Below are 17,281 nucleotides of genomic sequence, written 5' to 3' on the forward strand. Positions count from 1 at the left end.
GTCACCTGAGTTTCGGCAGCGGCGCTTCGGTTCTGGCCACCTTTCGCCGGCTGCCTCAGCCTTCTGCCTTGAAGGTCTTTGCCAGTTCCATGAGCTTCTTGCGGTCGTTGCCGTGGCGGCGAATGAGTTCGCGAGCCTGGTTCGGCGACAGATCGGTGGTCTCCGCCAGATGGAGCGCCTCGGCCTCCAAATCGTCTGTCATGCTTGCCTGATGCTGGCCGTCGCTCTTCAGCTTGTCGTCTGCCATCGCGGGTCTCCTTGCCGATGGATGACTTATCCCAAAACCCCGGGACGCAATCGTTTGTTCCACGTGTTTGCGTTTCCAGCGCGCCTCGACGAGGACACGCCTTGGCTGCGCCTCTATCGAGGGCAGTTGACGCCGGCGGATTTTGCGTGGTTTGCCTGGGAGGCGAAGGATGTTTGCCAAGCTGTTGTTTTTTCTGGTCGGAGTGGCAGGATTTGAACCTGCGACCCCGTCGTCCCGAACGACGTGCGCTACCAGGCTGCGCTACACTCCGTGACCAGACGCGGGCTTATAGCCGCCGCGAAAAATTACCGCAAGCGCTTAAGCGGGCGCTCGCGCGGCCAATGCGACATTTTCCACCGGGCATGGCCACGCTTTTTGGTTTGCCGCGTGGCGAAGAGAGCCTAGAAGGCTTAAGGCGACGGTAAGCCGTTGCCGCTATTGTCGAAAATTCGATCGCGCGCCCGTTGGAGCCTCTGAACCGTGACACTGACGCTCGTTGGCGAAGCCAAGCCCAACACATTCGCCTTTGAAACCAGCGCCCTCGTCAAGCCGACCGGGTTCCGCGAATACGACGCGCGCTGGTGGTTCGGGCACCCGGGATCGCCGAAGGAGCCGGAACTGAACCTGATCGGTGTACAGGCGCTGGGCATGGGGCTAGGCACATTGATCCGCCGCATGGGAGCGGGCCCTGACATTGTTACCGGGCATGATTTCCGCAGCTATTCCATGGCGATCAAGCTTGCGCTGATCTCGGGCCTAATGGCGGCCGGTGCGCGCGTCAAGGATATCGGCCTGGCGCTGTCGCCCATGGCCTATTTCGCGCAGTTCGCGTTCGATGCGCAGTCGGTGGCGATGGTTACCGCCTCGCACAACGAGAACGGCTGGACCGGTGTCAAGATGGGGGCGCAGCGGCCGCTGACCTTTGGGCCGGACGAGATGAGCGCCTTGAAAGCCATTGTGCTGGGCGCGGATTTCGACCTCGGCGGTGGGGGTAGCTACGAATTCGTCCCGGGGTTTCGTGAAGCCTATATCGACGACCTGACGGCCGGAAAGAGCATCGGCCGCAAGCTGAAAGTGGTTGCAGCCTGCGGCAACGGCACCGCCGGCGCATTCGCACCTCAGGCGCTGGAGAAGATCGGCTGCGAAGTCGTCCCGCTGGACGTGGAACTCGACCACACATTTCCGCGCTACAACCCCAATCCCGAAGACATGGAAATGCTGCACGCGATCCGTGACAAGGTGCTGGAGACGGGCGCCGATATCGGGCTTGGCTTCGACGGCGACGGCGATCGCTGCGGCGTGGTGGACAATGAGGGCAACGAGATTTTCGCCGACAAGGTCGGCGTCATGCTGGCGCAGGATATTTCCGCGCTGTATCCGAAATCCGTCTTCGTCGTCGACGTGAAGTCGACCGGGCTGTTCATGACAGACGAAATTCTGAAGGCGAACGGCGCGGTCACGGATTACTGGAAGACGGGGCATTCCTACATCAAGCGGCGCGTGGCTGAGCTCGGCGCCATCGCCGGCTTCGAGAAATCGGGTCATTTCTTCTTCAATCCGCCGATCGGCCGCGGTTATGACGACGGTCTTGTCACAGCAGTAGCCATTTGCCAGATGCTCGACCGCAACCCGCAGAAGACCGTGGCGGACCTTTATCGTGCTCTGCCGGTGACGTTCGGCACGCCGACAATGTCGGCGCATTGCGACGACGAGGTCAAATATGGCGTCGTGGACCGCATAGTTGCGGATTTTCTAACCATGGAAGGGCGTGGCGCACATTTCGCGGGCCAGCCGATCGCCGGGCTGATCACGGTCAACGGCGTTCGCGTGGCGTCCGCGGATGGAACTTGGGGCTTGGTGAGGGCTTCGTCGAACAAGCCGGAAGTCGTCGTCGTTGTCGAGAGCCCGATTTCGGCCGCAAGGCGTCGCGAAATGTTCGAGGCGATGGACGCAGTGCTGCGCCGTAGTCCCGAGGTCGGCGCCTATAACCAGACATTCTGATGGAAACGGAACCGGCGGCAGAGGCATGACAGAACGCATCGTCAGTTTCGTGATGAGCGGCGGCGTCGGCTCGCGGCTGTGGCCGCTGTCGCGCGAAGACAATCCGAAACAGTTCCACGATCTGTCCGGCGACGGTTCGATGCTGGTCAAGACCCTGCGCCGGCTCAAGGCGCGGGAGGAGGGCGAGACGCCGGTCTATCTGATCGCATCGGAGCGGCATGCCGACCGCGTGCGCTCCGACATTGCCGGCATCGATCTGGCTGGCGGCGGCGCGATCTTTGAGCCCTCGGGGCGCAACACGGCGGCGGCCGTGGCTATCGCGACGCTCCAGACGCTTTCGGCGTATGGCGACGGCATCGTTCTCGTCGTCCCTTCCGACCACGAGATTTCGACGGACCGGCAATTCTGGGAAACGGTTTCGCGCGGGGTTCCGGCAGCAGAGGCCGGACGGCTGGTGGTGTTCGGCATCAGGCCGCACCAGCCCGAAACCGGCTATGGCTATATCGAAGTCTCGGGCAAGGGAGACGGCGTGCTCGATGTGTCGCGCTTCGTCGAGAAGCCGGATCTGGCGACGGCGGAAGCCTATATCCAGGCCGGCAATTTCTACTGGAACACCGGCATTTTTCTCTTTCGCGCCAGCGCCATGCGCGACGCCTTCCAGAAATTCCAGCCGGAAATCTGGCAAAGCGCCGAAACGGCGTGGAAAGGCGCGACGAGCGACCTGACCGGCCGCTACATGCCGTCCGATCTCTATGCGGCGATCCCCTCGATTTCGATCGACTACGCCATCATGGAGCGGGCCGAAGGCATCGCCATGGTGCCTGCGGGCTTCCGCTGGAACGATCTCGGCTCATGGCAGTCGCTGCTCGACGCCGGCCCATCCGACAAGGCCGGCAACGTCATCGTCGGCGATGTCGTCGCGATCGATTGCGAAAACTCCTACATCCGCAGCCAGGGGCGGCTGCTTTCGGCAATCGGGCTGAAAGACATTGCCATCGTCGCGACCGTCGACGCCACCTTCGTCGCGCCCGTGAGCCACAGCCAGAATGTCAAGAAGATCGTCGAGCAGCTCGAAAAGAGCGGCCGCCTCGAAACCAAGTTCACGCCGGCGCACGATCGCGTGCTGGTTAGCGGGGCGTGGCGGCGGCGCGTCCGCCACTGGTTGTTCGAGGAGACGCTGCCGCTCTGGTCGACGGCAGGCGTGGACGAGGCGCATGGCGGCTTCTTCGAGGCGCTGGGTTTCGATGCGGCGCCGCTGATGAAGCCGAAACGGATGCGCACCATGGCGCGGCAGGTCTATGCCTTCGCGGTAGCCAAGGCGCATGGCTGGGACGGACCGGCCGACCGGCTTATCGCCCATGGCCTGGATTTCATTGCCGGTAAAGGCCGCACGGACCGCGGCGGCTGGGTGAGGGTGCTCAACGTGGACGGCAGCGTCTCCGACGCGGCCGAAGACGCCTACGACCACGCCTGCGTGCTTCTGGCGCTGGCGCACGCGCATATGAGCGGCAACCCGGACGCGCTGCGGCTCGGCGAGGAGACCCTCGCCTTTCTCGACGCGCATCTCGAGGACCGGCGTATGACCGGGTTTCTCGAAACCTCGGCGGGAGAAGAGTCGCGGCGCTCCAATCCGCATATGCATCTCCTGGAAGCGTTCCTCGCCTGGCATACGGCGACGGGCGACCGTTCGCATCTACGCCGCGCGGCGCGCATCATCGACCTCTTCCGCAGCCATTTCTTCGACGCCGAGAGCTGGACGCTCGGGGAATATTTTGACGACGAATGGCGGCCGGCTAGCGGCGAAAAAGGAACCTGGACAGAGCCCGGCCACCATTTCGAATGGGCGTCGCTGCTCGTCGATTTCGGCAAGAAGAGCGGCCAGAAGGAACTCACCGCCTATGCGCGTAAGCTCTACGCCTCTGCGATCGCTAACGGGCTGAACCGGGCGACGGGGCTGGCCTATGGCGCGGTGTCTCGGCAGGGCCTGCCACTCGACCGCGTCTCGCGCAGTTGGCCTCAGAGCGAGGCGATCAAGGCCGCAATTGCGCTGGATGGCGCAGGCGGCGGTCCCGACCTCAAACCGGAGATCGAGGCCCGCGTCGGCCGGCTGTTCCGCTGGCATATAGACCCGGCCCCGCTCGGCCTGTGGATCGACCAGATCGACGAACGCGGCCGATCACAGGCCAAGGACGTTCCCGCCAGCATATTTTATCATCTCGTCTGCGCGCTGACGCAGTATCTCGACGGGACGGAGGGGACGGGCTCAACCTGAGCGCATCCAAGTTGCGTTGGAGACTACGATGTCGACAAGGCCCGCAAAACAGCTTCCGGCTCCTTTTCCATGACGCGCAGCAACGTACGTGCTGCGCCGTTAGGCTGGCGTTGCCCCTGTTCCCATTTTCTGTAGCCGGATGGGCTCGTCCCGAGAGCAATGGCCATCTGCTCCTGCGTCAGGCGAAGTTTTTTACGAACCGCCTTGGCGTCAACGGTCTCGACATTCACCTGACGCACTTTGATACCGGGAACATCGCTGCCCTGGGCATGTGCCAAAGCTTCCTTCAAGCCCTGAAGAATGTCGCTGCCGATTCTAGTCATGCCTAAACCTTTCGATGAAATGCCTTGATCGCGGCCGTCAGCTTCGCAAAGGCATTGATTTCCGCTTTAGAGAGATTGTCTCTCGTGTTCTTGCCGTAGCAAGTGATGAGATAGAGCGGTGCGTTCTCATTGTAGAAAAGTAGATCACTCGCGCACCACCGCTTTTTCCCTTGTTGCCGATCGCGTAGCGCACCTTTCTCAGGCCACCTGATCCAACGATTTCATCGCCAGCAAATGGAAACCTGCTGAGAAAATCCACAACCTCGGCTCTTTCCGTTTCAGAAAAGAGCCTTTCCGCCTCCTTCAAGAATTGAGGCGTTTCAACAACCGTCAACATGCTGACGTATGACCCATTGGGTTACACATAAGCCAGCCGCAGAGGGCGGTCAAGCTAACAAAGAAAGTAGTCAATACGGGCTCGCAACGTCTCCCGTCTCGACATAGACGGATTTCACCTGCGAGTAGTGGCCGAGCGCGGCGAGTGCATTTTCGCGGCCGATGCCCGACTGCTTGTAACCGCCGAAGGGCAGTTCAACCGGTGTCAGATTATAGGTATTGATCCAGCAGGTGCCGGCCTGCAACTCGCCGATGACGCGGTGCGCGCGCGCCAGGTCGCGCGTGAATACGCCGGCGGCCAGCCCGAACTCAATGTCGTTGGCTCGGGCAATCACCTCATCCTCGTCGTCGAAGACCAGCACGCTCATTACCGGCCCGAAGATTTCTTCACGCGCGATCGTCATGTTGTCGGTGACATTCGAGAAGACGGTGGGCTCGACGAAGAATCCGCCTTCGAAACCCTGCAGGGAAGGAGCGTTGCCGCCGCAGACGAGTGTGGCGCCCTCGCTCTTGCCGGTCTCAATGTAGCCGAGCACCTTGTCGTGCTGGGCCTTGTTGATGAGAGGTCCCATCTGGGTATCGGGATCCAGCGGATCGCCGATGCGGATCTTCTTGGTGCGTTCGGCCAGCCGCTCGAGGAAGCGGTCGTGCAGGCCGCGCTGCACGAATACGCGGGTCCCATTGGAGCAGACCTGCCCGGAGGAGTAAAAATTGCCGAGCATGGCGCCGCCGATCGCGTTTTCCACGTCGGCATCGCCAAAGACGATGAGCGGCGACTTGCCGCCGAGTTCCATCGTGGCGTGCTTCATCAGCGAGCCGGCGAGGCCCATCACCTTTCTCCCCGTCTGCACAGACCCGGTCACCGACACTTTTGCCGTGACGGGGTGCTGAACCAGTGCGGCGCCCACATCGCCATAACCCTGCACGACGTTGAACAGTCCGTCCGGCAGCCCAGCCTCCGAATAGATCTGGGCAAGCGCCAGCGTTGAAAGCGGCGTGTTCTCCGAAGGCTTGAACACCATGGCGTTGCCCATGGCGAGCGCCGGCGCCGACTTCCAACCGGTCACCTGGATAGGGTAGTTCCAGGCTCCGATGCCGACGCAGACGCCGAGCGGCTCGCGGCGCGTGTAGCCGAACGGACCGCCGAGATCGACAAAGTCGCCATTGTAGGTAGCGACGGCGCCAGCGAAGAACTCCAAGGCGTCCGCGGCCGAGGCTGCATCCGCGACGGTCGTTTCCTGGATCGGTTTGCCGGTGTCGAGCGTCTCCAGCCGCGACAGTTCATCGTTGCGGGCGCGCAGGATGTCGGCGGCGCGGCGCAGGATGCGGCCGCGCTCGACCGGCTTCAGCCGCGCCCATGCCGGCTGTGCGGCGCGGGCAGCCTCGATGGCGAGTTCAACAATGTTGGGCGTCGCGGAATGCAGCGTCGCGATCGTTTCGCCGGTGGCCGGATAAATCACGGGTATCGGCGCACCGCGCTCGTCGTCGACGAAGCGGCCGTTTATGTAGTGAGAGGCTTTGGGCTGGGCTTTCATCATGTCCTCACTTCAATCTCAGCGCTGCCCCTCACCCTTACCCTCTCCCCGTAAGGACGGGGAGGGGGTCGCTGGCGTCGGCGATCGCCCGCCAACGTTCTCGCCGGCAGGCAGGTGAGGGGGCATCGTAGATGTCACCGGTCGCTCTCGCGCCAGTGCGGATTAATCCACGGCTCCTGATTGGACGGGGCGAGAGGCGCACGGCCGAGAATATGGTCGGCCGCCTTTTCGCCAGTCATGATCGATGGCGCATTGAGGTTGCCGTTGGTCACACGCGGAAAGATCGAGGAATCGGCGACCCGCAAACCTTCCACGCCGATAACCCGGCATTCCGGGTCGACCACGCTCAGCGGGTCGTCTTGCCTTCCCATACGGCAGGTGCCGCAGGGATGATAGGCGCTTTCAGCGTGTTCACGGATAAACGCGTCGAGCTCGTCGTCGGTCTGGACATGGACGCCGGGAGAAATCTCCTTGCCGCGATACGGCGCAAAAGCCGGCTGGCCGAAGATTTCCCGCGTCAGCCGGATGCAGTGGCGGAAATCCGCCCAGTCGTCCGGGTGCGACATGTAGTTGAAGCGGATTTCCGGCTTGGCCCACGGATTGTTTGAGCGCAGCGTGACCGTTCCGCGCGACTTGGACCGCATTGGCCCGACATGGGCCTGGAAACCGTGTGACTTGGCCGCCGCCCTGCCGTCGTATCGGACGGCTGCCGGCAGGAAATGATACTGGATGTCGGGATAGTCGACGCCGGCCTTCGAGCGCACGAAGGCCGCCGCCTCGAAGTGGTTGGTGGCGCCGAGGCCGGTCTTGAAAAACATCCATTCGGCGCCGATGAGCGCCTTCGAAAACGGGTTCAGGATCGAGTAGAGCGTGATCGGCTGGATCGATTCCTGCTGGATGTAGAGTTCCATATGATCCTGCAGGTTCTGGCCGACGCCCGGACGGTCGACGATCACCTCTATGCCGTTCTGGCGCAGATGTTCGGCTGGCCCGATACCCGACAGCATAAGCAGCTTCGGCGAATTGATCGACGAGGCGGCAATGATCACTTCACGTCGCGCTTTAACGACTTGAATCTGTTTGCGAGCCTGAATCTCGACGCCGGTGGCGCGTTGATTCTCTATGACGATCTTTCGCGCGAAGCCTTTGACGAGACTCACGTTCTGGCGTTTCAGCGCGGGCCGCAGATAGGCGTTCGCGGTCGACCAGCGGCGGCCGCCATGGATGGTTTGCTCCATCGCGCCAAAACCTTCCTGCTTCGAGCCGTTGTAGTCGTCGGTAAGCTCGAAGCCAGCCTGCTGGCCGGCTTCGACGAAGGCGGCGTAGAGCGGGTTCTTGCGTGGCCCGCGCTGGATGTTGAGCGGGCCGCCTTTGCCGCGCCAGCCTTCCTCTCCGCCGATCGAATTTTCCATCCGCTTGAAGTAAGGCAGCACGTCGGCATAGGACCATCCGGCAGCGCCTTGTTCCGACCAATGATCGAAGTCGTGGGCATGGCCGCGAACATAGACCATGCCGTTGATGGACGACGATCCGCCGAGAACCTTGCCGCGCGGGGTGGCGAGAACTCTCCCGCCGAGATGCGGCTCGGGCTCGCTGGAAAAGCCCCAGTCGTAGCGGCTCATGTTCATCGGGAAGGAAAGCGCCGACGGCATCTGGATCAGCGGGCCGAAATCGGAGCCGCCATATTCGATGACGATGACCGAATGCTTGCCGTCCTCCGACAGGCGGTAGGCAAGTGCTGCGCCGGCGGAGCCGGACCCGATGATGACGAAATCGGCTTCAAGCATCGGCGATGTGCTTCATGAAGTCGGCCAGCGAAACATTACCGCCGCTGGCGACCACCAGGACGGTCTTGCTGGTGACGTCTACGTCACCCTCCATAAGAGCTGCGAGCGAGGCGGCACCGGAGGGCTCGAGCACCAGCTTCAGGCGCTCGAAGGCGAATTTCATCGCGCGGCGCACCGAGGCGTCGGTAACCGTCAGGCCGCGCACGCCGGCTGCGTTCACCGCAGCGAAGGGCGCCTCGCCGGGCTTGCGCGCCATCAGGCCGTCGCAGATCGATTTCGGCCCAAGGGGCATGGTTTCGATCGCGCCATGCGCAAGCGAGTTGCCCATGCCGTTGAAGCCTTCCGGTTCGACAGCGATGATTTGCGTCGCCGGCGAGAGATGGTGGAACGCAAGCGAGACGCCGCCGATTAGCCCCCCGCCGCCGACCGGACAAAACAGGATGTCGGCTTCCGCCCCCTTGGCCACAAGTTGGTCGAGCGCCTCGAGCCCGGCGCCGCCCTGTCCGGCGACGATCTCCGGATCGTCGAACGGATGCAGGAGCGCCAAGCCTTCATTGCTGGAGATTTGCCTGGCGCGCTCCGACGCCACTTCCTCGCGGGCGCGGTCGCCGTGGTCCGTCAAAACCACAGTAGCGCCATAGCCGGCCGTGGCTTCGCGCTTGGCCGCCGGCGCGTCGATGGGCATGACGATCGTCACCGGAATGCCAAGCGCCTGGCCGGCGGCGGCGAGCCCCTGCGCGAAATTTCCCGAAGAGTAGGCGACGACGCCTCGTTTGGCTTCGTCGGTGGAAAGCTGCTTCAGCCGCCAGTAAGCGCCGCAGATCTTGAACGAACCTGCCCATTGCAGCGATTCCGGTTTGACGAAAACTTGGCGCGCGCCGGTTTCCTTGGCGAGCGCAGCCGACTCCAGCAGCGGCGTGATCTGTGTCGCCTGCGAGGTGACGGCATACGCCTTCTTCAGATGGTCGAGCGTCGGAACAGTAACGGTCATCATTCGCCTCTCGGAAACCGCTTGCTCTCTTCGAGCACGTTGAGATCCATGTGGTTGCGCATGTAGCGTTCCGACGCCTTTTGCAGCGGCTGGAATTCCCACGGGTAATAGGCGCCGTTGCGCAGCGCCGGATACACCACCCAGCGCCGCGCCTGGCTCTGGCGCACAGCCGCATCGAACGCCGCCATGTCCCAGCGGGCGCGCACTTTTTCCATGAAAGATGCGACGAGTTGGGCGTGCTTGGGCTCGCTCGCGAGGTTTGTCAGTTCCAGCGGATCCGATTCAAGATCAAAAAGTTGCGGCGGGTCGATCTCGCAATGGACGAACTTGAACCGCCCCTCGCGGATCGCGACCATCGGCGAGTATGATCCCTCGGCGGCGTATTCCATCAGCACCGGGGCGCTCCGGGCAGCGCCCTTGGTCAGCGGCAGCAGCGACTGGCCGTCCGTCCACGGCATGATCGCGCTCATGTCGATGCCGGCCAGGTCGCAGAGCGTCGGCGCGACGTCCAAGTTGGAGACGGGAGCGGCGATCATGCCGGCCGGAATGCCCTTACCGGCGATCATCAACGGCACGCGGGCCGAACCTTCGAAGAAGCACATCTTGAACCACAGGCCGCGCTCGCCGAGCATGTCGCCATGGTCCGAGCAGAACAGGATGATCGTATCGTCGAGCATCCGCGTCCGTTCGAGCACGGAGACGAGTTCGCCTACCTTGTCGTCCAGGTAAGAAATGTTGGCGAAGTAACCCTGCCGAGACCGGCGGACATGCTCGGGTGTGATATCGAAGTTCGCGTAGTCGCTGGCGAGATAAAGCCGCTGCGAATGCGGATCCTGCTTTTCCTCCGGGATGAATCCGACCCGCCGTTCGAGTTCGGGGCAATCCTCATACAGGTCCCAGTACTGGCGGCGCGCCACATAGGGATCGTGCGGATGGGTGAAGGAAACGGTCAGGCACCACGGGCGGTGGTTCGGGTCGTCCGAAGCACGAGCGTAGTCGTAAAGCTTCTGCGTCGCGTGGAAAGCGACCTCGTCGTCATATTCCATCTGGTTGGTGATCTCGGCGACACCCGCGCCGATCACCGAACCTAGATTGTGGTACCACCAGTCGATCCGCTCGCCAGGCTTGCGATAGTCCGGCGTCCAGCCGAAATCGGCGGGATAAATGTCGGTTGTCAGCCTCTCCTCGTAGCCGTGCATCTGGTCCGGACCGACGAAGTGCATCTTGCCCGACAGGCAGGTGTGATAGCCGGCGGCGCGCAGGTGGTGCGCATAGGTCGGGATCGACGAGGCGAATTCGGCGGCGTTGTCATAGACCTCGGTGCGCGATGGCAACTGGCCGCTGGTGAAGGCGGCGCGCCCAGGCGCGCAGAGCGGCGAGGCCGTGTAATTGTTGGCGAAGCGTGCCGAGCGGGCGGCAAGCGCCTTCAAATGCGGCGCGTGGAGAAAGTCGGCCGGGCCATCGGGAAACAGCGTCCCGTTCAACTGGTCGACCATAATGATCAGGATGTTGGGACGACGGCTCATGCAGGCTTCTTGTGCTGGAGGAGTTTGGTTTCGAGATAGTCCTCGACGAGCGCGATAGCGCTCGCCGCATTGGGCGTGCCGTCCTTGAGAGCGCGGCGGATGTAGAGCCCGTCGATGAGCGCCGCGATGGCCTCCGCGGCGCGCCCGGCTTCGGAGGACGGCATCAGCTCGGTCAGGCCGCTCATCAGGTTCGAATGGAGCCGCCGCGCATAGACGCGCAACAGCCGCCGCAGCGTCTCCGATTTTTGCGCCTCGACATAAAAGGCGAGCCAGGCGGCGATGATTTCGGGCTGGAACTGCGTTTCGGAGAAGTTGACGGCAATGACCGCGGAGACCCGCTCCCGTGCCGTCCTGCTCCTTGCGAGGGCGTTGCGCGCGTCCGCATTGAGTTCGGACAATATGTGCCGCATCGTTGCCTGAAGCAGCCCGTCCTTGGCGCCGAAATAATGATGCGCCAACGCAGACGATACGCCCGCCCGCCCCGCAATCTCCGACATTGTGACGTCGAGCGTGCCGCGCTCGCCGATCGTCAGGATCGCGGCGTCTATGAGCGCTCTTCGGCGCAACGGTGGCATTCCAAGTTTCGGCATTGCGATCCTCTGCCGGCAATATTATTTTAATTGACTGATCAATCAATGAAAATCCGCCGGCGCCGCGTACTGGACCAACCGCTTGTGCTGAACTACATATCGTTCACAATTGAACAAAAATCAGGACGTTGGATTTCGTCCGCAAATGGCGCACCATGCGCCCCGCCGAAGGAGGTTCTCAATGACTGCATGTATCGTTGGATGGGCGCATTCGCGCTTCGGCAAGCTTGAAGGCGAAACGCTGGAGAGCCTGATCACAAAGGTGGCCGCGGAGGCGCTCGATCACGCAGGCATCGGCCCGGACGATGTCGACGAGATCGTGCTTGGGCATTTCAATGCCGGATTTTCACCGCAGGATTTTACCGCGAGCCTGGTGCTGCAGGCTGACGACCGACTGCGCTTCAAGCCGGCGACCCGCGTGGAAAATGCCTGCGCGACCGGTTCGGCCGCTGTGCGGCAGGGCATCCGTGCCATCGACGCGAAGGCGGCGCGCACGGTGCTGGTGGTCGGCGCCGAGCAGATGACCACCACGCCCGGTCCCGAGATCGGCAAGAACCTTTTGAAGGCTTCCTACCTGCCGGAAGACGGCGACACGCCGGCAGGCTTTGCCGGCGTGTTCGGCAAGATCGCGCAGGCCTATTTCCAGCGCCACGGCGACCAGTCCGATGCGCTGGCGATGATTGCCGCCAAGAACCACAAGAACGGCGTCGACAATCCCTACGCGCAGATGCGCAAGGATTTCGGCTACGAGTTCTGCCGCCAGGAGAGCGAGAAGAACCCGTTCGTCGCCGGGCCGCTGAAGCGCACCGACTGCTCGCTGGTTTCCGATGGAGCCGCCGCACTCGTGCTGACCGATTCGAGCAACGCGCTTTCGATGCGCCGCGCCATCGCGTTCCGCGCCAACGAGCATGTCCAGGATTTCCTGCCCATGTCGAAGCGCGACATCCTGCTTTTCGAGGGCTGCGAGGAAGCCTGGGGCCGCGCTTTGAAGAAAGCGGGCGTGAAGCTGGACGACCTGTCCTTTGTAGAGACGCATGACTGCTTCACCATCGCCGAACTGATCGAATACGAGGCGATGGGGCTGGCCAAGCGCGGCGAAGGCGGCAAGCTCGCACTGAGCGGCGAAACCGCGAAGGACGGGCGCCTGCCGGTCAATCCGTCGGGCGGGCTGAAGGCAAAAGGTCATCCGATCGGCGCCACCGGCGTCTCGATGCACGTCCTGACCTCCATGCAGCTTACTGGCGAGGCGGGCGGCATTCAGGTTCCGAATGCGAAGCTCGGCGGCATCTTCAACATGGGCGGTGCCGCGGTCGCAAACTATGTTTCGATCCTGGACCGCATCAGATGAAGCATTCGGCCATCGTCACCGGCGGCGCTTCCGGCATCGGCATGGCCGTTGTGAAGCGTCTGCTGGACGATGGCTGGCCGGTTGCGGTGATCGACGCCAATGATGTTGAACTGGCAAGGGCCGAGGACGCCTTCGCCGACGACAATGCGATCTTCCTGCAGGCCGATGTCACCGACGAGGATGAGATCTCGGCTGTATTCGACGAGGTGGTGGATCGGCTCGGCCTGATCGGCGGCCTCGTCAATTCGGCTGGCATCGCGCGCGACATTCCGGCGGAAGAAACCAGCGCGGAGCTTTTTCGCGAAGTTCTCGACATCAACCTCGTGGGCTCGTTCATTACCGCGAAAGCCGCGCTGGAGCGGATGGGCGCGACGCTTTCGATCGTCAATATAGGCTCGGTTTCCGGACTTCGCGCCAATCGCGGACGGCTTGCCTACGGTGCGTCGAAGGCCGGCGTAAAGATGATGTCGGAGGTGCTGGCTCTGGAATTCGGCAATCGTGGCGTCAGGGTCAACTGCGTGGCGCCCGGTCCGACCGAGACGCCGATGATCTCGAAGCTGCACGACGCCGACCAGCGCCGCCTGTGGCTTGGCCGCGTACCGCAAGGGCGCTATGGAGAGCCGGAAGAAGTCGCGGCGGCGGTTGCTTTCCTGCTGTCGCCGGAGGCCAGCTTCATCAACGGGCACACGCTCGCCGTGGACGGCGGCTTCCTCTCCGCCGGCATCATCGGCGGCGGCTGATCGAAACGCAAAATCAAGGCTCTGGATCGGAATTTTGAATCATGAAATTGCGCGTGATGTTTTCGGCCCTCTGCCTTCTGCCATGCTTCGTTGGCCAAGCCCTGGCAGCTGACACGCCGCGGAGCATTGCCGAGAAGTTCTGTGCAATCAGGCTTGATGGCGACGAGAAGGCCCTGCGGCCGCTGCTAACGCCGTCGCTTGTCAAGGTGATCGAGGAGGCGGAGGCGCGCAACGACATCATCGCCAAGGCTTCGCCGGACGAGAAGCCGCCATTCGGCGACGGCATTCCCTATCAGAGCTTTCCGGATGCAGCGCCGGTCTGCGAGGTGGGCGACGAGAAGCAGGTTCCAGGCCGGACCGAGATCGAGGTGCGATACATGTTCCCGGATACGGAAGGTGCAAACTGGACGGACAAGCTCGTCCTGCTTGCCTCGGATGGCCGCCTGCTGATCGACAACGTGGTATTCGAGACATCGGTGAACGATACCGACGAGATCAGCCTGCGCAGCGTATTGTTCAACGCTTTCGACCAGTGACGCAGGCCAATTCGGAAGCGGCCTTTGCATTGGCCAGCCGGACAGGCTATCGCGGCCGCTCATTCTTCCAATGGTGACCTCGTGACAAATCCGGTTCTCGTCGAAGTCCTGCGCGGCGGTCTTGTCGAAAGCGCCCATCGCGGCGCGCTTGCCGTATTCGAGGCAGGCGGCAAATCGGTGTGGGAGATGGGGGACACCGACCACCCTGTGTTTCCGCGCTCGGCGGTCAAAGCGATCCAGGCGCTGCCGCTGGTCGAAAGCGGTGCGGCCGATGCATATGGATTCGGCGACAGAGAATTGGCACTGGCCTGCGCGTCGCACAACGGCGAAGCCGCGCACGCCGAACTCGCCCGATCGATGCTGGCGAAGGCCGGCCTGGGCGAAGCTGTGCTCGAATGTGGAGCGCACTGGCCCAGTCGTCACGAGGCGACAATCGCGCTCGCCCGCGCCGGAAAGACACCAAGCAGCCTGCACAACAATTGCTCCGGGAAGCACTCCGGCTTCATTTGCACCTGCGCCCATGAAGGGATCGACCCTCGCGGCTATGTCGCCGCCGGCCACAAGCTCCAGGAGATGGTGCGCGAGGCAATGGAGGACGTGACCGGCGCTCCGCACAGTCCCGACAATCGCGCGACGGACGGCTGTTCGATCCCGACCTATGCGATCCCGCTGAAAAATCTCGCTAAGGGCTTTGCGAAGATGGCTACCGGACAGGGACTGTCTTCCGAGCGCGCCAAGGCGGCGAAGCGCCTGTTCGCCGCCTGCATGGCCGAGCCGTTCTATGTCGCAGGGACTGGCCGGGCCGACACGGCGCTGATGCAAGCTGCGCCCGGCCGTATTTTCGTGAAAATTGGAGCCGAGGGCGTCTATTGTGGCGCTGTTCCGGAACTTGGCCTGGGCATTGCGCTCAAATGCGACGACGGCGCCGGCAGGGCGGCCGAAGCCATGATTGCAACTGTACTGGCAAAGCTGCTGCGCCGCGACGAAATCCTCTCCGCCAGGCTGGACAGGCTAGCCAATCAGCCGATCACAAGCCGGATCGGCGCGGAAGTCGGCTCCATACGCCCGACCGCGGCCTTGCTGGGCATTTGAACTCAGCTGACGTGGTTGCGCTCGACTGTAAGGTGAGGAAAGCCAGGATTTCCCAAGGCAAGGTCGGCGGTGACCGGTTCGGACCAGCGGTGTCCTATGACCGCGCCATTTCGCACCCCGTCAATGACATTGTCCGCGATGACAGCCGAGCCGGCGCCTTCGACCACGGAAACCGCAATGCCGGTTCCGGACTTGCGGATGACGTTGCCGGTTGCCGCCACGTTGCGCATGAACGGGCCCCAGCCGATCTTCATGCCGTATAGCGGCGCGTTCTCGACCATGTTCCCGCTGACGGCGGTATCGGCCTCGACCGTGATGCCAACGCCGAAGCCTGGGGCGTCGGCGGGGTAGGGGCCTTCCGTCGAAAGGTTGCGCACGATATTGCCGGAGCAGACGCCCATGCGCCCGCCTTCGTTGAAATTGACGATCGATATGCCGTTCGCTGCGCCGTCGACGATGTTGCCGCTGATGATCGCGCCTTCGAAAGCGAATTCGGCGTAGAGCGCCGTTTCGCCGCTGCGCATGCAACTGTTGCCGGCGATCTGCAGATTGCTTGAACTGTTGGCGCGGATCGCCGAGAAAGCGCAATCCGAAACGGAATTGTTCGCAACCATCACGCTGTTGGCGCGGAATGTGTTGATGCCGTTGCCATTTTGGCCGGTCCCGCCGTTGCGCGCCGCAATGCGCTCGACGCGGTTTCCGGTCACGATCGTTCCGTCGTCCGCGATCTGCCAGCGATGCACCAGAATGCCGCCATTGGCGCAATCCGAGACGCTGTTGCCGGTGATGTCGAGACGCACGGCTTCAACCGAATAGATGCCGGCGTCTGCAGCGCCTGATATCGTCGACCGGTCGATGCGGCCGGCAACGCGTTCGAGGGCGATGCCGTTCTTGCCGCTGCCGATGACCTGGCAGTTTTCAACGACGAGATGGCCGACGCGGCGCAGATCCAACAGCCCTTGGGCATGGTCGCCGATCCAGCGGTTTGCGCCATCGAGAAGGAGCCCGGAAAGCTCGACATGTCCGGCTTCCTCGGCCAGCATCAGATGGCCGTCGCCGCCATAGATGATGCGGGTCGCGCCAGGAACGCCGCTGAGGCGGACATTGCGCGGCAGCGCAAGGTTGGAAACGATGTAGACGCCGGGCGGCAGGAACACCGGCATGTCGCGGTTCGCGGCCTCCTTCAGCATTTTCGCGAAAGCCTTGCTCTGGTCGTCAAAAGCACCGGGTCGCAGGCCAAGTTCGCCGGCATTGATCGAACCGCGCATGGCGGCCATCCTGATCCCGGAAAGTTCCGAAGCCGCGGTGCTCAGAGGTATGGCCAGGCCCGCCATTGAGAAGCCCGCCGTAGCGCTCAAAAAACTGCGTCTGTTCAACATCGGTACAATTCCGGTGATATTTTGCCCCAACACGCAGGAAACGTACCAACGCAGCAGGCGGGGGTTGTGCGACGGCTAGGCCGGGCTTAGGCTCCCTTGATGAGCAGGGCTTTCACGCGCGGAGACGACAACGACAACGCTCTTTCCGACATTGGCGAGCGGCCGGTAAGTGCACACCGCAACCTGGTGACGCCGGAAGGCTTCGCCGCCATCGACAGGGTGGTCGCCGGCCTGCGCGAAGAATTGGCTAGGGCTGAAAGAGAAAGCGATCGCGAGCGTATCGCGCTGGTTTCGCGCGACCTGCGCTACTGGAACGCCCGGCGCGAAAGCGCGGAGGTCTCGGTGCCCGAGCCCGACAGCAAGGTCGTTCGCTTCGGCATGACCGTGACCATCGAGAGCGAGGACGGAAAGAGCCATTCCTGGAAGATCGTCGGCGAGGACGAGGCCGACGCCGCGCATGGCATGATCTCGCATGTCTCGCCGATGGCGCAGGCGCTGTTCGGCAAGAAGGTAGGCGACCTCGCGGTCGTCAACGGTAAGGAATGGGAAATTGTGGAGGTTGGGTAGGAACCTCTATT

The 17,281-nt window shown here is 62.8% G+C and carries 16 protein-coding genes and 1 tRNA gene; 8 read left to right on the top strand and 9 right to left on the bottom strand.

What is annotated here, in order from left to right:
* Positions 1-55: 55 nt before the first annotated feature.
* Both ACG873_RS05625 and ACG873_RS05630 read right to left on the bottom strand, forming a co-directional pair.
* Positions 56-247 carry a hypothetical protein gene (locus ACG873_RS05625; RefSeq protein ID WP_394890828.1) on the bottom strand — a complete coding sequence of 64 codons (192 nt, stop codon included), beginning with the start codon at positions 245-247 and terminating at the stop codon, positions 56-58.
* A 194-nt stretch (positions 248-441) separates the two neighbouring features.
* Positions 442-518, bottom strand: a tRNA-Pro gene (locus ACG873_RS05630).
* 209 nt (positions 519-727) lie between these two features.
* On the opposite strand from ACG873_RS05630, the gene ACG873_RS05635 reads away from it, so the two are divergent.
* Entirely contained in the window at positions 728-2,248 is a 1,521-nt protein-coding gene (locus ACG873_RS05635; protein ID WP_394890829.1) for a phosphomannomutase/phosphoglucomutase, read from the top strand.
* Positions 2,249-2,273: 25 nt separating this feature from the next.
* Positions 2,274-4,520: an AGE family epimerase/isomerase gene (locus tag ACG873_RS05640; protein WP_394890830.1), complete on the top strand. Its 2,247-nt coding sequence runs from the start codon at positions 2,274-2,276 to the stop codon at positions 4,518-4,520.
* A gap of 23 nt (positions 4,521-4,543) precedes the next feature.
* Here ACG873_RS05640 and ACG873_RS05645 read toward each other — a convergent pair whose 3' ends face one another.
* The 6 genes from ACG873_RS05645 to betI all read right to left on the bottom strand — a co-directional run bounded on the left by ACG873_RS05645 (position 4,544) and on the right by betI (position 11,608).
* Positions 4,544-4,843, bottom strand: coding sequence for a helix-turn-helix domain-containing protein (locus ACG873_RS05645; RefSeq protein WP_394890831.1), 300 nt, complete (start codon positions 4,841-4,843; stop codon positions 4,544-4,546).
* 407 nt (positions 4,844-5,250) lie between these two features.
* Positions 5,251-6,714, bottom strand: a complete 1,464-nt coding sequence (gene betB / locus ACG873_RS05650; RefSeq protein ID WP_394893373.1) for a betaine-aldehyde dehydrogenase — start codon at positions 6,712-6,714, stop codon at positions 5,251-5,253.
* Between the two features lie 134 nt (positions 6,715-6,848).
* Positions 6,849-8,501, bottom strand: coding sequence for a choline dehydrogenase (gene betA, locus ACG873_RS05655; protein ID WP_394890832.1), 1,653 nt, complete (start codon positions 8,499-8,501; stop codon positions 6,849-6,851).
* Positions 8,494-9,495: a threonine/serine dehydratase gene (locus tag ACG873_RS05660; protein WP_394890833.1), complete on the bottom strand. Its 1,002-nt coding sequence runs from the start codon at positions 9,493-9,495 to the stop codon at positions 8,494-8,496. The genes betA and ACG873_RS05660 overlap by 8 nt, the downstream gene beginning before the upstream one ends.
* Positions 9,492-11,018 carry a choline-sulfatase gene (gene betC, locus ACG873_RS05665; RefSeq protein WP_394890834.1) on the bottom strand — a complete coding sequence of 509 codons (1,527 nt, stop codon included), beginning with the start codon at positions 11,016-11,018 and terminating at the stop codon, positions 9,492-9,494. Before betC ends, ACG873_RS05660 begins: the two co-directional genes overlap by 4 nt.
* Entirely contained in the window at positions 11,015-11,608 is a 594-nt protein-coding gene (gene betI / locus ACG873_RS05670; RefSeq protein ID WP_394890835.1) for a choline-responsive transcriptional repressor BetI, read from the bottom strand. Before betI ends, betC begins: the two co-directional genes overlap by 4 nt.
* Positions 11,609-11,789: 181 nt before the next feature.
* On the opposite strand from betI, the gene ACG873_RS05675 reads away from it, so the two are divergent.
* From ACG873_RS05675 to ACG873_RS05690, 4 genes are all read left to right on the top strand, one after another.
* Entirely contained in the window at positions 11,790-12,956 is a 1,167-nt protein-coding gene (locus ACG873_RS05675) for an acetyl-CoA acetyltransferase (RefSeq protein WP_394890836.1), read from the top strand.
* The gene (locus tag ACG873_RS05680) at positions 12,953-13,696 is read left to right on the top strand and encodes an SDR family NAD(P)-dependent oxidoreductase (protein WP_394890837.1); all 744 of its coding nucleotides are present in this window, start codon (positions 12,953-12,955) and stop codon (positions 13,694-13,696) included. The genes ACG873_RS05675 and ACG873_RS05680 overlap by 4 nt, the downstream gene beginning before the upstream one ends.
* A gap of 41 nt (positions 13,697-13,737) precedes the next feature.
* Complete coding sequence (locus ACG873_RS05685) at positions 13,738-14,232, top strand: hypothetical protein (RefSeq protein ID WP_394890838.1); 495 nt, start codon at positions 13,738-13,740, stop codon at positions 14,230-14,232.
* Positions 14,233-14,313: 81 nt separating this feature from the next.
* Positions 14,314-15,324 carry an asparaginase gene (locus ACG873_RS05690; protein ID WP_394890839.1) on the top strand — a complete coding sequence of 337 codons (1,011 nt, stop codon included), beginning with the start codon at positions 14,314-14,316 and terminating at the stop codon, positions 15,322-15,324.
* A 2-nt stretch (positions 15,325-15,326) separates the two neighbouring features.
* Here the strand turns inward: ACG873_RS05690 and ACG873_RS05695 are convergent, their stop codons facing one another.
* The gene (locus ACG873_RS05695) at positions 15,327-16,658 is read right to left on the bottom strand and encodes a TIGR03808 family TAT-translocated repetitive protein (protein ID WP_394893374.1); all 1,332 of its coding nucleotides are present in this window, start codon (positions 16,656-16,658) and stop codon (positions 15,327-15,329) included.
* Here ACG873_RS05695 and ACG873_RS05700 point away from each other — a divergent pair.
* Positions 16,591-16,782, top strand: a complete 192-nt coding sequence (locus tag ACG873_RS05700; RefSeq protein ID WP_394893845.1) for a hypothetical protein — start codon at positions 16,591-16,593, stop codon at positions 16,780-16,782. The two genes, ACG873_RS05695 and ACG873_RS05700, sit on opposite strands and share 68 nt — an antisense overlap.
* Before the next feature lie 20 nt (positions 16,783-16,802).
* Complete coding sequence (locus tag ACG873_RS05705; RefSeq protein ID WP_394890840.1) at positions 16,803-17,270, top strand: GreA/GreB family elongation factor; 468 nt, start codon at positions 16,803-16,805, stop codon at positions 17,268-17,270.
* Positions 17,271-17,281: the final 11 nt, after the last annotated feature.

Source organism: Allomesorhizobium aridi, assembly GCF_043769475.1.
In the GTDB taxonomy this organism is placed as follows: domain Bacteria; phylum Pseudomonadota; class Alphaproteobacteria; order Rhizobiales; family Rhizobiaceae; genus Allomesorhizobium.